Source organism: Deinococcus aquiradiocola, assembly GCF_014646915.1.
Classification (GTDB): Bacteria; Deinococcota; Deinococci; order Deinococcales; family Deinococcaceae; genus Deinococcus; species Deinococcus aquiradiocola.
Genome location: NZ_BMOE01000003.1, coordinates 314788 through 332898 on the forward strand (window position 1 = coordinate 314788; position 18111 = coordinate 332898).

Annotated in this window: 14 protein-coding genes; 13 read left to right on the forward strand and 1 reads right to left on the reverse strand. The window is 72.6% G+C overall.

From position 1 onward, the window contains the following. Positions 1-298 precede the first annotated feature (298 nt). The 11 genes from pucL to IEY33_RS07035 all read left to right on the forward strand — a co-directional run bounded on the left by pucL (position 299) and on the right by IEY33_RS07035 (position 12634). Complete coding sequence (gene pucL, locus IEY33_RS06985; protein WP_188961553.1) at positions 299-1771, forward strand: factor-independent urate hydroxylase; 1473 nt, start codon at positions 299-301, stop codon at positions 1769-1771. Next, entirely contained in the window at positions 1768-2163 is a 396-nt protein-coding gene (gene uraH, locus IEY33_RS06990) for a hydroxyisourate hydrolase (protein WP_188961554.1), read from the forward strand. Before pucL ends, uraH begins: the two co-directional genes overlap by 4 nt. Continuing rightward, positions 2163-3584, forward strand: coding sequence for a xanthine dehydrogenase small subunit (locus IEY33_RS06995; RefSeq protein ID WP_188961555.1), 1422 nt, complete (start codon positions 2163-2165; stop codon positions 3582-3584). Before uraH ends, IEY33_RS06995 begins: the two co-directional genes overlap by 1 nt. Continuing rightward, positions 3581-5983: a xanthine dehydrogenase molybdopterin binding subunit gene (gene xdhB / locus IEY33_RS07000; protein ID WP_188961556.1), complete on the forward strand. Its 2403-nt coding sequence runs from the start codon at positions 3581-3583 to the stop codon at positions 5981-5983. Before IEY33_RS06995 ends, xdhB begins: the two co-directional genes overlap by 4 nt. Then, positions 5980-6900: a xanthine dehydrogenase accessory protein XdhC gene (gene xdhC / locus IEY33_RS07005; protein WP_188961557.1), complete on the forward strand. Its 921-nt coding sequence runs from the start codon at positions 5980-5982 to the stop codon at positions 6898-6900. The genes xdhB and xdhC overlap by 4 nt, the downstream gene beginning before the upstream one ends. Then, the gene (gene guaD, locus IEY33_RS07010) at positions 6897-8243 is read left to right on the forward strand and encodes a guanine deaminase (protein WP_188961558.1); all 1347 of its coding nucleotides are present in this window, start codon (positions 6897-6899) and stop codon (positions 8241-8243) included. Before xdhC ends, guaD begins: the two co-directional genes overlap by 4 nt. Before the next feature lie 24 nt (positions 8244-8267). Beyond that, on the forward strand, positions 8268-9530 hold the full coding sequence (locus tag IEY33_RS07015) for a glycerate kinase type-2 family protein (RefSeq protein ID WP_188961559.1): 1263 nt from the start codon (positions 8268-8270) through the stop codon (positions 9528-9530). Between the two features lie 50 nt (positions 9531-9580). Next, on the forward strand, positions 9581-9892 hold the full coding sequence (locus IEY33_RS07020) for an EthD family reductase (protein WP_188961560.1): 312 nt from the start codon (positions 9581-9583) through the stop codon (positions 9890-9892). Between the two features lie 196 nt (positions 9893-10088). Then, entirely contained in the window at positions 10089-11042 is a 954-nt protein-coding gene (msrP, locus tag IEY33_RS07025) for a protein-methionine-sulfoxide reductase catalytic subunit MsrP (protein ID WP_188961561.1), read from the forward strand. 49 nt (positions 11043-11091) lie between these two features. After that, positions 11092-11754: a ferric reductase-like transmembrane domain-containing protein gene (locus IEY33_RS07030; RefSeq protein ID WP_229670846.1), complete on the forward strand. Its 663-nt coding sequence runs from the start codon at positions 11092-11094 to the stop codon at positions 11752-11754. Positions 11755-11827: 73 nt separating this feature from the next. After that, complete coding sequence (locus IEY33_RS07035; protein ID WP_188961562.1) at positions 11828-12634, forward strand: IclR family transcriptional regulator; 807 nt, start codon at positions 11828-11830, stop codon at positions 12632-12634. A 238-nt stretch (positions 12635-12872) separates the two neighbouring features. On the opposite strand, the gene IEY33_RS07040 is transcribed toward IEY33_RS07035, so the two are convergent. Continuing rightward, a complete protein-coding gene (locus tag IEY33_RS07040) occupies positions 12873-14654 on the reverse strand; it encodes a vanadium-dependent haloperoxidase (protein ID WP_188961563.1) in 1782 nt (593 codons plus the stop codon). Positions 14655-14805: 151 nt separating this feature from the next. Between IEY33_RS07040 and IEY33_RS07045 the strand changes: the two genes are divergently transcribed. Both IEY33_RS07045 and pta read left to right on the forward strand, forming a co-directional pair. Beyond that, positions 14806-15993: an acetate kinase gene (locus tag IEY33_RS07045; protein WP_188961564.1), complete on the forward strand. Its 1188-nt coding sequence runs from the start codon at positions 14806-14808 to the stop codon at positions 15991-15993. Then, positions 15990-18098: a phosphate acetyltransferase gene (pta, locus tag IEY33_RS07050; protein ID WP_188961565.1), complete on the forward strand. Its 2109-nt coding sequence runs from the start codon at positions 15990-15992 to the stop codon at positions 18096-18098. The genes IEY33_RS07045 and pta overlap by 4 nt, the downstream gene beginning before the upstream one ends. Positions 18099-18111: the final 13 nt, after the last annotated feature.

The following is an 18111-nucleotide window of genomic DNA, read 5'->3' on the forward strand; positions in this document are numbered from 1 at the left end:
GGCGCGCGCGGTGTTCGCGGTGCGGGGTGGGCGGGAGCGGGGTGGGCGGGAGCGGGGAGCGCGGTCCAGGCGGGCCGGGATGTGGACGGAATACGTATAACAGGTTTCGTCCAGGCGGGCCGGGGGGAGGGCGGGCCGTGCGTGCAGGGGCGGTGGTGGCGATGGCGTGCGCTCCGGTATACTGCATTTAGTTAGACGGCAAAGTAAATGCAGGTCCCTTTCCGCAGCGTTCCACGCCCCGCCCGACCCCTACACTGAGAACGGAAGCGCCCGCAGCACCCACCGACCCGGAGGAGCCATGACCGACCCCGTCCACCCGGACATCCTGAACACCCTCAGCGCCGCCGAATTCGAGCGTCACTTCCAGGGCGTCCTCGAACACTCCCCGCAGTACGCCCGCACCGTCGCGGGCGGCCGTCCCTACCGGGACGCCGAGGCGGTCGCGGACGCCTTCATGCGGGCCGTCCAGGGCGGCACGCCGGACGAACAGCTGCGCCTCATCCGGCATCACCCGGACCTCGCGGGCAAGGCGGCCCTGCAGGGCGACCTCACGCGCGAGTCCGCGTCCGAGCAGGCGTCGGCGGGCCTCGACAGGCTCACGCCGGACGAGTACGCGGAATTCCACCGCCTGAACGCCGCGTACCACGCGCGCTTCGACATGCCGTTCATCGTGTGCGTCCGCGAGCACGACAAGGCCAGCATCCTGCAGGCCGCCGCCAGCAGGCTCGCGCACAGCCCGGAGCAGGAGCGCGCCACGGCCCTGCACGAGATCGGCCGGATCGCGCGGCTGCGCGTACTGGACCTCGTGGAGCGCCCGGACACGGCGACGCAGGAGACGGGCACGCAGCGGAACGGCAGACAGGGAGGCGACATGACACAGGACGCGCAGGGCACGAGCACGCAGGACATGGGCACGCAGGGAACGAAGGTCCGGGTGAAGCTCGGGCAGAACAACTACGGCAAGGCCGACGTGCGGCTCTTCAAGGTGCTGAGAGGCACGCCCAGGCACGAGGTGAAGGACGTCTGGGTGAACGTCGCCATGCAGGGCGACTTCGAAGCGGCGCACGTCCACGGCGACAACACGGGCCTGCTCGCCACCGACACGGTCCGCAACACCGTGTACGCGCTGGCCGCCGATCACTTCACCGGCAGCGTCGAGGAGTACGGCAAGACCCTGATCCGGCACTTCGTGCAGGCCGGACCGCGCGTCAGCAGCGTCCGCGTGCACTTCGTGCAGCACCAGTGGGACCGCAACGTCTCGCAGGGCCAGGAGCACGACCACGCCTTCACGCGCCTGATGCCGAAGCACACGGCGTGGGTGGAGGGCGACGGCGAGACCTTCACCGTGCGGTCCGGCATCGACGAGCTGTTCGTCCTCAAGACCACGCAGAGCGGCTGGGAAGGCTTCCTGCGCGAGCAGTACACCTCGCTGCCCGACACCGACGACCGGATCCTCGCGACGGTCGTCACGTCCCACTGGGAGTACCTGCCGGGCGACGTGGATTACGACGCGGTGTGGCAGCGGGTATACGACACGCTCCTGCGGACCTTCGGGGACCACTACTCGCACAGCATGCAGTTCACCCTGTACCGCATGGGCGAGGCGATCCTCACGGCCTGCCCGGAGATCGCGCGGATTCACTTCTCGTTCCCGAACCGGCATCACATCCGCTACGCGACGGAACGCTTCGGGGTGCAGAACCCGAACACCGTGTTCCACGCGGACGCCGAGCCGTACGGCCTGATCGAGGGCTGGGTGGAGCGCGCGTGACGCCCGGCACGAACACCCCGCACCCGGCGGGCGGCCTGACCACGCACGTCCTCGACACCGCGCACGGTCGCCCCGCGGCGGGCATGTCGGTGCAGCTGTTCCGGCTGGCGGAGGGCGGCCTGGAAGGCCTGCCGGAGCGCCTGCTGTCCACCGTCACGAACCACGACGGCCGCACGGACGCGCCGCTGGTGGAGCGCGGCCGCCTGCGCCCCGGCACGTACGAACTGGTGTTCGACGTCGGCGCGTACTTCGCTGTGCTGCGCCTGCCGCTCGCCGACCCGCCGTTCCTGGGGCTGGTGCCGGTCCGGTTCGGCATCTCGGACCTCGCCACGCACTACCACGTGCCGCTCCTCGTGTCGCCGTGGTCGTACAGCACGTACAGGGGCAGCTGATGGACGTCACGCTCACGGTGAACGGCGTGACGCGCGCCGCGACCGGCATCACGCCGCACACGTCGCTGCTGCACTGGCTGCGCCGCGAGGGCCTGACCGGCAGCAAGGAAGGCTGCGCGGAAGGCGAGTGCGGCGCGTGCGCAGTCCTGCTGTCCCGGCCCGGCGAGGACGGCGGGACGCGGCTGGAGTCCGTGAACGGCTGCCTGCTGCCGCTCGCGGCCCTGAACGGTCAGGAGGTGCGGACGGTGGAGGGCCTCGGCACGCCCGCCGCGCTGCACCCGGTGCAGGAGGCGCTCGCCGTGCGGGGCGGCAGTCAGTGCGGGTACTGCACGCCGGGCTTCGTGGTCAGCATGGCCGCCGAGTACTACCGCCCGGAACGCGAGGTCACGGAGGACGGGAACGGGTTCGCGCTCGACGCGGTCCACGGGAACCTGTGCCGCTGCACCGGCTACCGGCCCATCCGGGACGCCGCGCAGGTGCTGGGCCGCCCCGCCCAGGCGGACCCGCTCCTCCCGGCCCTGCAGCGGCCTGCCCCTGGCCCGCGCGCCACGCGGCTCACGGCGGACGGCGCGACCTTCCTGCGCGAGGAGACGCTGCAGGACACGCTGCGCGTCCTGCAGGAGTACCCGGACGCGCGCGTGCTGGCGGGCGGGACGGACGTGTCGGTGGAAGTGAACCTGCGGCACGCCCGGCCCCCACTGCTGCTCGCGGTGGATCACCTGCCGGACCTGACGGGCCTGCACTGGACGCCGGACACGCTGGAGATCGGCGCGGCCCTGCCGCTGTCGGACCTGCAGCGTCGCCTGTCGGGACGCGTGCCGCTGCTGGACGCGTGGTTCCCGTTGTTCGCGTCGCGCCTCATTCGCAACCGCGCGACCCTCGGCGGGAACCTCGGCACGGGCAGCCCCATCGGGGACAGTCCGCCGGTCCTGCTGGCGCTGGACGCCCGCGTGGTCCTCACGTCGCTGTCCGGTGAGCGTGAAGTGCCGCTCAGCGCGTTCTTCACCGGGTACCGGCAGACGCTGCGCCGCCCGGACGAACTGATCCGCGCCGTGCGGGTGCCGCTGCCGCTCGCGCCGCTGAGCGGCTTCCAGAAGATCGCGAAACGGCACCTGGACGACATCTCCAGCGTCGCGGTCGCCTTCGCGCTGCGCGTCGAGGACGGCGTGGTGCGGCACGCGCGGATCGGGCTGGGCGGCGTGGCCGCCACGCCCCTGCGCGCCCTGATCACCGAGGCGGCCCTGGAGGGACAGCCGTGGACGGCCGAGGTCGCCGAACGCGCCGCGCGCCTCCTGAGCGCGGAAGGCACCCCGCAGGACGACCACCGGGCCAGTGCCGCGTACCGCGCCGCGATGCTCGGCAACGCCCTGCGCCGCTTCCACGGCGAGCACCCCGCACCGGGAACGGAGGCACCCGTATGACCCTGCACGAACGTCCGACCGCCAGCGTGGTGGGCGAAGCCGTCCCGCACGAGAGCGCGGCCCTGCACGTGACGGGCGCGGCCCTGTACACCGACGATCTCGGCGTGCGGCTGCATAACCTGCTGCACGCGTGGCCGCTTCAGGCGCCGCACGCGCACGCCCGCGTGGTGCGGCTCGATCCCGGCCCGGCGCTCGCGGTGCCGGGCGTGGTGCGGGTCCTCACGGCGGCGGACGTGCCGGGCGTGAACGACGCGGGCGTCAAGCACGACGAGCCGCTCTTCCCGGACCTCGTGCAGTTTCACGGGCAGGCCCTCTGCTGGGTGCTGGCGGACAGCGAGGAGGCCGCCAGGCGAGGTGCGGCGGCCGTCCTGGTGGAGTACGAGGTGCTGGAGGCCGTCCTGACGCTGCGGGAGGCCGCCGAACGCGAGTCGTTCCAGGGGGCGCGTCCCACCGTGAGTCGCGGTGACGTGCAGGTGGGGCTGGACGGCTCGGCGCACGTGTTCAGCGGTGAGTTCGAGTTCGGCGGGCAGGAGCATTTCTACCTGGAGACGAACGCGGCCCTCGCGCACATCGACGAGTCGGGGCAGGTGTTCGTGCAGAGCAGCACGCAGCACCCCACCGAGACGCAGGAGATCGTGGCGCACGTGCTGGGCCTGCCGAGCCACGCGGTCACGGTGCAGTGCCTGCGGATGGGCGGCGGGTTCGGCGGGAAGGAAATGCAGCCGCACGGCTTCGCGGCTGTCGCCGCGCTGGGCGCGTCGCTCACGGGCCGCCCGGTGCGGCTGCGGCTGAACCGCACGCAGGACCTCACCATGACCGGGAAGCGCCACCCGTACCTGGCGCGCTGGACGGCCGGGTTCGACGAGCAGGCGCACTTCGTGGCGCTGCGGGCCGAGGTGTACTCGGACGGCGGGTACAGCCTCGACCTGTCGGAGGCCGTCATGGCGCGCACGCTGTGCCACATCGAGAACGCGTACTTCATTCCGCACGTGCAGGTGCGCGGCAGCGTGTGCCGCACGCACAAGACCTCGCAGACGGCCTTCCGGGGCTTCGGCGGGCCGCAGGGCATGCTGATCGTGGAGGACCTGCTGAGCCGCTGCGTGCCGCTCCTCGCGGCGCGCGGCGTGCATGTGACGCCCGAGGAGATCCGCGCCAGGAACTTCTACGTGGACGGGCAGACGACGCCGTACGGGCAGCCGGTCAAGGACGCGGACCGCCTGCAGACCATCTGGGAGACGCTCCTCACGCGTTCCGGGTACGCCGAGCGCCGCGAGGAGGTGCGGGCCTTCAACGCCGCGCACGGGAGCCGCAGGCGGGGCCTGGCGATCACGCCCGTGAAGTTCGGGATCAGTTTCAACTTCACGTCGTACAACCAGGCGGGCGCGCTCGTGCACGTCTACAAGGACGGGTCGGTGCTCATCAATCACGGCGGGACGGAGATGGGTCAGGGCCTGCACACCAAGATGCTGCAGGTGGCCGCCACCGCGCTCGGCGTGCCGATGTCCGCCGTGCGGCTCGCGCCGACCCGCACCGACAAGGTCCCGAACACGTCCGCGACGGCCGCCAGCAGCGGCGCGGACCTGAACGGCGGCGCGGTGCGCGACGCGTGCCTGCAGATCCGGTCGCGGCTCGCGGCGGTCGCGGCGGGGCGGCTGTCGGTGCATCCGGACGACGTGCGCTTCGAGGCGGGCCGCGTGTTCAGGCTCGGGCATCCGGACACGGCGATCGACTTCGCGGCGCTCGTGCATCACGCGTACATGGAGCGCACGCAGCTGTGGGCGGCGGGCTTCTACCGCACGCCGGGCCTGCACTGGGACCGCGAGGCGATGCGCGGCGAGCCGTTCAAGTACTTCGCGTACGGGGCGAGCGTGTCGGAGGTCGAGGTGGACGGGTACAGCGGCGCGTACACGCTGCGGCGCGTGGACATCCTGCACGACGTGGGTGACAGCCTCTCGCCGCTGATCGACCTCGGGCAGATCGAGGGCGGCTTCGTGCAGGGGGCCGGCTGGCTGACGCTGGAGGACCTGCGCTGGGACACGTCGGACGGTCCCGGCCGGGGGCGGCTTGCCACGTCGTCCGCCAGCACGTACAAGCTCCCGAGCTTCTCGGAGATGCCGGAGGTGTTCCGGGTGGACCTGCTGGAGCGCGCGACGGAGACGGGCGTGGTGTACGGCAGCAAGGCCGTCGGTGAGCCGCCCGTGATGCTGGCGATCAGCGTGCGCGAGGCGCTGCGTGACGCGGTGGCTGCGTTTGCCCCAGCCGGTACGGCGGGCGAGGTGCGGCTCGCCAGTCCGGCCACGCCCGAAGCGGTGTACTGGGCGCTGGACGCGGCGCGGCGCGGCACGGGCACCCCGGACGCGGTGGCGGGAGAGCCCCCGGCGGCGGTGAGCGGCCCGTGACGCCGCCCGGCTGGCTCGCGGCGCTGCAGGCGGCGCAGGCGCGCGGCGAGGCGGCCGTCCTCGTGACGCTGGCCGCCGTGCGCGGGCATGCGCCGCGCGAGGCGGGCGCGAAGATGGTCGTCACGCGGCACGCCACGCACGGCAGCGTGGGCGGCGGGAACCTGGAGGCGACGGCGGTGCAGCGCGCCCGCGACCTGCTGGACAGGCCGCACGCCGGGCCTGAACTGCTCACGCTGCGCCTCACGGACCGCGCGCCCGCCGAGCACGGGCGGCAGTGCTGCGGCGGCGAGGTGACGCTGCTGCTGGACCCGGCCCGGACGGCCCGCGCGGCCGTCGCGGTGTTCGGGGTGGGGCACGTGGGCCTCGCGGTGGCCCGCGTGCTCGCCACGCTGGACGTGGACCTGCACCTGATCGACTCGCGGGCCGCGCAGCTCGTCCCGGAGCGCCTGGAGGTCGTGACGCGGGACGCGCAGGCGACCGTGCACGTGCATCACTCGCCGATCCCGGAGCTGGTGCTGCCGCTGCTGCCGCCGGGCGCTCACCTGCTCGTCATGACGCACGATCACGCGGAGGACGCGGCCGTCCTCGACGCGGCCCTGCGCGGACCGCCCGGCGGATTCCTGGGCTTGATCGGGTCGAGCGTCAAGTGGTCGCGCTTCCAGGCGCAGCTGCGGGACCTGGGGCACGCGCCGGAGGTGCTGGCGCGCGTCACGACGCCGATCGGCGTGCCGGGCATCCACAGCAAACGCCCGGAACGGATCGCGCTGGCCGTCGCCGCGCAGATCGCCCAGCAGCTCGAACCGCACCCCGAACCGAATCTTTCTTCCACGCTTCATCCTTCTCTTTCTGCATTCCCGAACCCGGATGCACAGCCTTCAGACCCGGAGCCCCTCATGACCCACCCCATCACCCGATGACGCACCCCGACCCCTCCCCCACCCCCGGCCGCCACCTGTACCGCGCGACGTACCTGCACACGCCCGGCAACCCCTTCCGTGACGCGCAGGTGCTGGACGTGCAGCAGGACGGCGGGCTGCTCGTCGAGGCGGGCCGCATCGTGCAGAACGGCGACTTCGCGGCCCTCGCGCGCGCGCACCCGGACGCCGTGATTCACGACCTGCGCGGCGGCGTGCTGCTGCCGGGCTTCGTGGACACGCACGTCCACTACCCGCAGGTGCGGGTGCTGGGCGGGCTGGGCATGCCGCTGCTGGAGTGGCTGGACCGCAACACCCTGCCGGAGGAGGCGCGCTTCTCGGACGCCCTGTACGCGCGCACCGTCGCGCAGGAGTTCCTGTCGGGCCTCGCCCTGCACGGCACCACGACGGCCCTGGTGTTCGGCAGTCATTACGCGGGCGCGATGGAGGCCTTCTTCGGGGAGGCGCAGCGGTCCGGGCTGCGGATCGTGGCAGGCCAGGTGGTCAGCGACCGCATGCTGCGCCCGGAACTGCACACCACGCCAGACGCGGCGTACCGCGAGGGCCTCGCGCTCGCCGGACGCTGGCACGGGCAGGGGCGTCTGCTGTACGCCGTCACGCCCCGCTTCTCGCTGAGCGCGTCGGAAAGCATCCTGGACGCGTGTGCCGCCCTGCTGCGCGACGTGCCGGGCGCACGCTTCACGTCGCACATCAACGAGAACCTGCAGGAGATCCGCACGGTTGCCGACCTGTTCCCGCAGGCGCGCGACTACCTGGACACGTACGAGCAGGCGGGCCTGCTGGGGCGGCGCAGCGTGCTCGCGCACAACGTGCACCCGCAGGACCGGGAACTCGCGCATCTCGCCGCGCACGGCTGCAGCGTCGCGCACTGCCCGTGCAGCAACAGCGCGCTCGGCAGCGGGTTCTTCCCGCTCGCGCGGCACGTGGAGGCGGGCGTGCGGGTGTCGCTCGGGACGGACGTGGGCGGCGGGACGGGCTTCGGGATGCTGAAGGAGGGCCTGCAGGCGTACTTCATGCAGCAGCTCATGCCGGGCGGGCGTCCGCTCACGCCGACCGACCTGCTGTACCTCGCGACGCGGGCGGGCGCGGAGGCGCTCGACCTGCAGGACGTGACGGGCGACTTCGGGGTTGGCCGGAGCTTCGACGCGGTGCTGCTGCGCCCGGCGGAAGGCACGCCGCTCGGCACGGTGCTGCGGCACGCGGAGAGCGCCGAACGGACGCTCGCGGCCCTCTTCGCGATGGGCGGCGCGCCCGACGTGGCGCAGGTGTGGGTGGCGGGCGACACCGTGCACGGCGGCCCCGCCCCTGTGCGCGCCCCCCTGTGAGTGCCTGCCCGTGAACGTACGGACATGAACGTCACGGACGCGCCGCGCGCGGTGCTGGAACGCGCGTTCCGGGCGGCGCTCGCCGCCACCGACCCCGGCACGCTCACGGCCGCCCACCTGCCTGGCCGCGCCCCGACCGGCATCCTGGCCTTCGGCAAGGCGGCGCCCGCCATGCTGCGCGCGGCGCTGCAGGCCTTCCCCGGCGTCCCCGCACTGCTCGTCCCGCCGCACGGCCTGCCCGCTTCGGACGTGCGGGCGACCGTCATTCCGGCCGGGCATCCCGTCCCCGACGACGGGAGCCTGCAGGCCGGGCGGGCCGCGCTGGCCCTCGCGGGCGCGCAGGGGGCGGACGGGCACCTGCTCGTCCTGGGGTCCGGCGGCGGGAGCGCCCTGCTGTCCAGCCCGTGGGGCGTGACGCCCGCACAGAAACAGGACCTCACCCGCGCCCTCCTCGCGAGCGGCGCGGACATCGCGGACATCAACACCGTCCGCAAACACCTGTCGCGCGTGAAGGGCGGACGGCTCGCGGCCGCCACGTCCGCGCGCGTCACGGCGCTGCTGCTGTCGGACGTGATCGGGGACGACCCGGCCACCATCGCGTCCGGCCCGACCGTGCCGGACCCCGGCACCTTCGCGGACGCGCTCGCCGTGCTGGACCGTTTCGGCATTCCCGCCCCGGAGGCCCGCGCCCACCTGCGGGCGGGGGTGCACGGCGAGGTGCCCGACACCCCGAAGCCCGGCACGTTCGGGGACCGGGTGCAGGCCGCCGTGATCGGGTCCGGCCGTCACCTGCTGACGGCCCTGCGGGACGCCCTCACGCGCGAAGGGGTGGACGCCACCGTCGGCGCGCACGACCTGCACGGCGAGGTGACCGCCGTGGCGCGCGACCTTGCCGCGCTCGTCCTGCGGGAACCGGCCCGTGCCCGGCCGCACGTCCTGCTGAGCGGCGGGGAGCCGACCGTCACCCTCGGCCCGCACCCCGGCGAGGGGGGCCGCAACCACGAACTGGCCCTCGCGCTCGCCCTCGCCCTGGACGGCCGGCAGCGGGGCGTGCACGCCCTCATGGCCGGGTCGGACGGCATGGACGGCACCACCGGCGCTGCCGGGGCCTTCGTGACGCCCGACACCCTCGCCCGCGCCCGCGCGCAGGGGCTCGACCCGGCCCTGTTCCTGGCGCGGCACGACAGCGGCACCCTGTTCGCCGCCCTGCACGACCAGCTCGTCACCGGACCGACCGGCACCAACCTCAACGACGTGCACGCCCTCTGGCTGCCCACCGGACCCTGAATCCACCGGCGGGGTACACTGCGGCCACCCACGCCGCCCCGGAGGTCCACATGCACCGGATGATCGTGCTGTACCCGTTTCCCGAAGATCCCGCCGCGTTCCTCGCGCACTACCAGGACACGCACGCGTCCCTCGTCCTGCAGCTCCAGGGCCTGCGGGACTTCAGGTACGGCAAGACGCCGCCGCTGGGGGCGGGCGAACGCCCGTACGACCTGATCGCGCACCTCGACTTCGACGACGAGGCCAGCATGATGGCCGCCATGACCTCCGAGCACGGCCAGTGCGTCGCGGCCGACGTGCCGAACTCCTCGCCCGGCGGCGCGACCATCCTGCACCAGCACCTCACCGTCCCCGGACGCTGATCCGGGCTCCGGTTCATTCCTGTCCCCCCGCCGTGCAGTCCTGGGGGGACAGGAATGAACCATTTGCCTGTCTTGCGCGTATATCAGGTGGGGACAGGGCGACCCGCCCGGCCCGACAGGAGGAAACGATGAATGGAGTGCCGAGAACGCAGTCCAGCTTGCGGCCCGCGCGGAACGCGTCTGCTAGGGTGCGCGCATGAACGGTCCAGAACGAGACGAGAAGGGCGGCCCGATGCGCTCCCGGCGTGAGGTGCTGCGGCAGGGCGGCCTGGCGGCCATCGGGGCGGTCGGCCTGGCGGGCGGCCTGGAACTCCTCACCCGGCGTCCCGCGACACGCGTGATGGAGGCCAGTCAGGCCATTCCGGGCCGCGTGTACCGTGGACCGTACGACACCACGGAACCCGTGAGCCGCATCTCGGACATCACCGGGTACAACAACTACTACGAGTTCGGGCTGGACAAGGCGGACCCGGCCCGCAACGCGGGCAGCCTGCGCACGCGGCCCTGGACGGTCCGGATCGACGGTCTGGTCCGCAAACCGCAGACGGTGGACATCGACACCCTGCAGTCGTGGTTCCCGCTGGAGGACCGCCTGTACCGCATGCGCTGCGTGGAAGGCTGGAGTCTGGTGATCCCGTGGATGGGCTTCCCGCTCGCGGCGCTGCTGCGGCGCATCGAGCCGGGCAGCAAGGCCCGCTACGTGCAGTTCACGTCGCTGGCCGACCCGAAACAGATGCCGGGCGTGCGCGACCCCGTGCTGCAGTGGCCGTACCGGGAAGGCCTGCGGCTCGACGAGGCGATGAACCCCCTGACGATGCTCGCGGTCGGGCTGGACGGCAAGCTCCTCCCGAACCAGAACGGCGCGCCGCTGCGGCTGGTGGTGCCGTGGAAGTACGGCTTCAAGAACATCAAGGCGATCACGCACATCACGCTGCTCGAAGAACAGCCGAAAACGACGTGGAGTACGGCCGCGCCCGACGAGTACGGCTTCTACGCGAACGTGAACCCGGCCGTGGATCACCCGCGCTGGAGTCAGGCGACGGAACGCCGGATCGGGGACCTGGGGCGGCGCAAGACCCTGCCGTTCAACGGGTACGCGGCGCAGGTGGCGGGCCTGTACAAGGGCATGGACCTGCGGAGGAACTTCTGACGCGGCCCTCCGCGCCCGCCGGTCATCGCGGGGTGCCGTGCAGGGCCGCGTGACGCGCGCAGGCGCAGGTCAGGGCCGCGCCCTGCCGCCCGGCGCGTGGGTCGTGCCCGCGGCGGCCGTAGGGAGCGTCCTGCCGCTGGGCGTGCTGCTGCTGGACGCGTTCACGGGACAGCTGGGCGCGAACCCCCTGCAGCGCAGCGAGCAGCAGACGGGCGTGCTGGCCCTCGCGCTGCTGCTGCTGTCGCTGACGTGCACGCCGCTGCGGCTGCTGGCGGCACGGGTGAACGTGCGCCTGCTGTGGCCCGCCCGCGTCCGGAAGACGCTGGGCCTGTCGGGCGCGCTGTACGCGTTCGTGCACCTGATCATCTACGGACTGGACCGGGGCTTCAACCCGGCGGGCCTGCTGGTGGACGCCGTGAAACGGCCGTACATCACGGTGGGCCTCACGGCGCTGCTGCTGCTGATCCCGCTGGTCCTCACGAGCCGTAAGGACTCCGTGAAACGCCTCGGGTTCGTGCGCTGGCAGCGCCTGCACCGCCTGAGTTACGTGGTGGCGGCCCTCGGGGTGCTGCACTTCTGGTGGTCCGTCAAGAAGGACCACAGCGCCCCGCTGCTGGCCGTGGTGGTGCTCCTGGCGCTGTTCGCGGTGCGGGCCGTGCTGGCGCGGCGGCGGGAACGGCAGGCGGCGCCGGTGGGAACCGCGCGCCGCTGACCCGCCCGTGTGGCATCATGCCGGGCATGAAGCGGCACTCGGAGTGGTGGGCGCGCCCCGGGCCGGGAGGAACGTGAGCGGCGTGCGGCCCGGACGCAGGCAGCAGGCGGAAGCGTCGCCCGTACGGACGCTGGAGCGCGGGCTGCTGCTGCTGCGCGTGCTGGGCGAAGCGCCGGGCGGCCGGGCAGGCCTCACGCTCAGCGAACTGGCGCGGGCGGTGGACCTGCCGGCCAGCACGGCCTTCAGGCTCCTGCAGACACTCAGGGCGCAGGGCTTCGCGCACCTGACAGACGACGGGCACTGGCTGGTGGGCGCGCAGGCCTTCGTGACGGGCAGCGCGTACCTGGAGCGCGGCGGGCCGCAGGAGCGGCTGATCCGCACGGCGCGGCCCGGCATGGACGCCCTCGCCGCGCAGCTCGGGGAGACCGTGAACCTCGCGGTGCTGTGGGAGGGGCAGGTCATGTACCTCGCGCAGTCGGAGGGGCGCGGGCTGCTGCGCATGTTCACGCACGTCGGGGCGCGCGCGCCGCTTCACTGCACGGGCGCCGGCAAGGTGCTGCTCGCGTGGTCCGGGCAGCCGGTCCCTGCCGGGCCGTACCCGGCGTTCACGCCGCACACCCTGACGGACGCGCCCGCACTGGAGCGTCACCTGACGGGCGTGCGCGAGCAGGGTTTCGCACTGGACGACGAGGAGCGCGAACTGGGCGTGCGGTGCCTCGCGGTGCCGGTGTGGGGCCGGGCGGGCGGACGCGAGGGCGGGCGCGTCCTGGCGTCCCTGAGCGTGTCGGCGCCCGCGTCCCGGCTGGACCGCGCGCAGGTGCCCGCCCTGGCGGAGACGCTCGCGCAGGCCGCGCGGGACGTGACGGCCCGCCTCAGCTGAAGCGGCGCCCGCCGGTCCAGCTGCAGGGGCGGGCGCGTCTGACTGGCCCAGTTCATCCGGTGTGGCGCTCGTGCCGCCCGGCTGAACCCGGGCGTTCAGCTCATCGGTTTTGATCCGATTCCAGGGATGCCGGGAACAGCACCGACATCCCTTCCACCTCCTCAAAACCGTACTTGTTGGTGCTCGCTCCGCTCGGCTGAACTCCACAAGTTCAGCTCAAAACCGTATCAGGTTGGGTTCAGGGGCGGGTGTTCTGGCCCTCGAAGTACGTCCGGGCGAGCGTGACGGCGTCCCGCCCGACGGTGTGCCCGACGAGTCGGCCGCTCAGGTCGTCCGGTTCGATGTGAATGCCGCCCCAAATGCGCGACTGGCCGGACTGGTCGGCCGCGTCGAAGTACGTCGCCCACTGCAGGTGGATGGGCTGCATGTTGGTCGGGGAGCTGGTCCGGATGAACCCGGTGGGCAGCACCTCGTCGTGCAGGCCGCCGGGAAAGTACGCGGAGCCGGTCAGGTCCGTGAGGACCTCGGCGGCCGCGCGGCTGAAGGTGGAGTGCCCGGAGATGAAGCCGGGGAAGGCGGGGCTCACGAAGTCGTTCCGCTGGTACGGCACCCAGTCGAGCGGGTCCTCCGTCCCGAAGGAGAGATTCCAGCCGTGCACCATCAGGGTGCCGTTCCGCGTTTCGGTCACGCCGTCCTGCGGGAGCAGCTGGTGTTCGCGCGCGAGGTACCGGACGAGCGAGATGGGGCGCGGCGCGTCGGTGCGGCGTTTGATGTCCCAGGCGCTGATGGCGGCGTCGTGCAGCGCGCCGTTCAGGGCGAGGTACAGTTTCACGTCCCATTCGAGCGGGTCGAGGAGCGGGCCGGTCCCGCCGAGGCGGCGCTGGAAGCCGGGCGTGTCGGTGACGCTGTTCGCGATGACGTTCCAGTGGCCGGGCGGCGTCTCGGAGCGCGGGCCGTCGGCCCAGAACTCGGCGATGGCGCGCCCATAGTCGGCCCGGAGGAGCGTGTTGGGGGCGTAGGGCGCGCCGGTGACGGGGTTGAGCGGGTGACCGGTGCCGTCGTTCGTGCCGAGGGTGTCGTTGCCGAGGTGGGCGGGCGAGGCGTCGAGCGTGTCTGGGCGGGCGGGGTCGAGGGCGGCCTGCCTGGCGAGCAGGTCCGGAATCCAGCGTTCCCGCATGCGCGGGTCGTGGACGCTGGGGGCGGGGCCGGGGTCGTGCCAGTACGTGCCGGTCCTGGTCATGGCGAACGGCTGGACGCTGCCCCAGTGGGCGCCCATGAAGGGCTGCGGTCCCTGCTGCCGGATGCCGTTCTGCGTGAACGGTGCGAGCAGCTGCAGGCGTTGCCAGTGGTCGGGGTCCTGCACGTCGATGCCGCGCTGTTCGGGGTGCAGCGGGGCGTTCGTGAAGGTGTAGCCGCTGGTGTCGGCGTAGGCGTTCGCTTCGTTGGAGCCGTCGTTCAGGGTCGCGTCGAGGATCTGCTGTCCCACGCGGTTGCCGGTCGCGGCGGGCGTGTCGCCGGTCAGGGTGTCGGCGGCGGGGTCGAGTCCGGCGTGCCGGAGGTGGTCGTCGAAGCATGCGGCGAGGCCCGGCACGGTCTGCGCGAAGCGGGCGCGCAGCACGCGGCGCGCGGCGTACTCGACGGCCACGTCGCGGTCGGCGGCGCTGCCGGTCTGTTTGGTGTGCACGTACACGCCGCGCGCGCCGGGGTCGTAGCTGGCCCAGGTGTCGTACATGGCGGCCGACAGGTGGTAGAGGGTGCGGGCGTGCACGGTCGGCTGCGGGAGCACGTTGCGGACGGCGTTGAGGGCCAGTTCGTCCCACACGCGGGCGGGCGAGTGCCCGGCCGCTTCCACGGCGCTCCACTGGTCGGGCGTGAGGTTGCAGGTGCGGGAGACAGGGGGCGTGCCGGGCGTGCTGTCGAAGCAGGCGGTGAGGCTCAGGAGGAGCGTCACGCCGAGCGCGCCCGTCAGGAGGCCACGGCGCGTGCCGGGACGGGAGGAGCGGTTTAACGGAACGTTCATGAAGAACATCATGCGGGAAGGCGGGAATCGGCGGGTCCACACCTGCCCGCCCGGACCTGCAGGGCCGGGAGACGCGATTCACCAGCGGAAGCTGAAGATTGCGGTAGCCGCGCCTGCAGCCGCTCACGGCCGGAACGGTCAGAATACAGGCATGTGGACCCTCGTACTGAACTGCGGATCGAGCAGCGTGAAGTTCGCGCTGATCCGCCCCGCCACCGGAGAGCAGGCGCTGTCGGGCCTCGCAGAACGCCTCAGGAGCAGCGAAGCGCACGTCACCTTCCGGGTGGGCGACCAGAAGATCCAGACGCCCTGCCCGGACGCGGACTACGCGGACGCGTTCCGCCTGCTGCTCGCCGAACTCGACCGGCTCGACCTGCGCGGGGACGTGCGCGTCGTCGGGCACCGCGTCGTGCACGGCGGGGAGCGGTTCAGCCGTCCGGCCCGCATCGACGCGGAGGTGCTGGAGCAGATCCGGGCGTGCATTCCGCTCGCGCCGCTGCACAACCCCGCCAACCTCGCGGGCATTGAGGCGGCTCAGGAGGCCTTCCCGGACGCAGCGCACATCGCGGTGTTCGACACGGCCTTCCATCAGACGATGCCGGAAGTCGCGTACCGGTACGCGGTGCCGGACGCGTGGTACCGCGAGCACGGCGTGCGCCGCTACGGCTTTCACGGCACCAGTCACGCCTTCGTGGCCGGGGAGGCCGCCCGGATGCTGGGCCGTCCCCTGACGGACCTGAACCTCGTGACGGCGCACCTCGGGAACGGGTGCAGCGTCGCCGCCGTGCGCGGCGGACAGAGCGTGGACACCAGCATGGGGCTCACGCCGCTGGAGGGCCTCGTGATGGGCACCCGCAGCGGCGACGTGGACCCGAACCTGCACGATTACCTCGCGCGGCAGGCGGGCCTGACCCTGGCGCAGGTGACGGATGCCCTGAACCGGGAGAGCGGCCTGCTCGGCCTGTCCGGGCTGGGCAGCGACCTGCGGGAACTGGAGGCGGCGGACGCGGCCGGGCACGCGGGCGCGCGGCTCGCGCTCGACGTGTTCGCGTACCGGCTCGCGCAGAAGATCGCGGGCATGGCGGTCGCCCTGCCGGGCCTGGACGCGCTGGTGTTCACGGGCGGCATCGGTGAGAACAGCGCCGACATGCGCGCCCGCACGCTGCGGCACCTCGCGCTGCTCGGCCTGACCTGCGACGAGGACCGCAACGCGCGCACCGTGCGCGGCGAGGCGGGGGCCATCCACCAGGAGGGCGCGCGGCCCGTGCTGGTCGTGAACACCGACGAGGAACGCATGATCGCGCAGCAGGCAGCAGACCTGCTGGGAGGTCAGGCATGAAGACGCTGTTCGTCGCACCGACCCGCAACGGGGTGGGGCTGTCCAGCACCGCGCTCGGCCTCGCCCGCAGCCTGGAACGGCAGGGCGTGCGCGTCGCGTTCCTGAAACCCATCGCGCAGACGCACGAGGCGGGCACCGACGACAGCGTGCACTTCGCGCGCACGCTGCTGCACACGCACACCCCGGACCCCGTGCCGCTGTCCGTCGCCGAGGACCTGCTGAGCCAGGGGCAGATCGAGCAGCTGATGGAGGACGTCATCACGCTCGCGCGGCAGGTCGTGGCCGGCACCGGCAGCGGCGCGGAAGTGCTCGTCGCGGAAGGCCTCGCGCTCAGCGACCGCAACGTGTACGCGGGCACCCTGAACGCCGCGCTCGCCCGCAACCTCGAGGCCGAGGTGGTGCTCGTCAGCAGCCTGACCGGCATGACAGCCGCGACGCTCGCGGACGAACTGGAGATCGCTGCGCAGGCGTACCGCCGTTCGGACGGTTCCGGCCTCGCCGGGTACCTGCTGAACTTCGCGCCGCGCGACCTGGACTTCGGGGGCCTGATGGCGGAACTGCGCACGCGCAGCCGCGTCCTCGCGTCCGGCGAGATCCCGCTGCTGGGCGTCGTCGCGCAGAACGCCGCGCTGAGCGAGGTCCGTACCCTGGACGTCGCCCGGCACCTGGGCGCCGAGGTGCTGCACGAGGGCGACGCCGCCCTGCGCCGCGTGACGGGCACCGTCGTCACGGGCCGCGCCGTGCGCAACATGGCGCACCTGCTCACGCCCGGCGCGCTCGTCGTCACGTCCGGCGACCGCGAGGACGTCGTGATGGCCGCGTCCCTCGCACACCTGAGCGGCGTGCCGCTCGCGGGCCTGCTGTTCACGTCGAACTCCGAACCCGAGGAGAGCATCGAACGGCTGTGCCGCGCCGCCCTCACCAGCAGCCTCCCCGTCCTGAAAGTCCCCACGAACTCGTACCTGACGGCGTCGCAGCTCTCCCGGCTGGGCGGCCGCGTCCCGCACGACGACCTCGAACGCATGGAACGCACCCTCGACTACATCGCGGACCGGGTGGACGTCGTGCCGCTCGGCACGCGCCTGCGCGCCGACACCAGCGGCACGGAACGCCGCCTGCCGCCCAGCGCCTTCCGGTACGAACTGATCCAGAAGGCCAGGGCCGCCAACAAACGCATCGTGCTGCCCGAAGGTGACGAGCCGCGCACGGTGCGCGCCGCCATCCGCTGCGCCGAGAAAGGCATCGCGCGCTGCGTGCTGCTCGCCTCGCCGGAACGGGTGCGCTTCATCGCCGAAGGACAGGGCCTCACCCTGCCGGACGGCCTGGAGATCATCGACCCGGAAGGCATCCGCGCCCGCTACGTGGAACCGCTCGTCGAACTCCGCAAGAGCAAGGGCCTCACCGCGCCCATGGCCGAAGCGCAGCTCGAGGACAACGTCGTCCTCGGCACGCTCATGCTCGCCCTCGGTGAGGTGGACGGCCTCGTGTCGGGCGCCGTGCACACCACCGCCAACACCGTCCGGCCCGCCCTGCAGCTCATCAAGACCGCGCCGGGCAGCAAGATCGTCAGCAGCGTGTTCTTCATGCTGATGCCCGAACAGGTCCTCGTGTACGGCGACGCGGCCATCAACCCCAACCCGAACGCCGAGGAGCTCGCCGACATCGCCATCCAGAGTGCCGGGAGCGCCGCCGCGTTCGGCATCACGCCCCGCATCGCCATGCTCAGCTACTCCACCGGCGAGAGCGGCGCGGGCGAAGACGTCGAGAAGGTCAAGGCCGCCACCGCCCTCGTGCACGAGCGCAGGCCCGACCTCATGGTGGACGGCCCGCTGCAGTACGACGCGGCCAGCGTCGCCAGCGTCGGCCTGCAGAAGGCGCCCGGCAGTCCCGTCGCGGGCCGCGCCACCGTCTTCATCTTCCCGGACCTCAACACCGGCAACACCACCTACAAGGCCGTGCAGCGCTCCGCGGGCGTCGTCGCGGTCGGCCCGATGCTGCAGGGCCTGCGGAAACCCGTCAACGACCTGTCGCGCGGCGCCCTGGTCGACGACATCGTCTACACCATCGCCCTCACCGCCATCCAGGCCACCCAGCAGCCCGGCTGAAATTCGTTTGGGG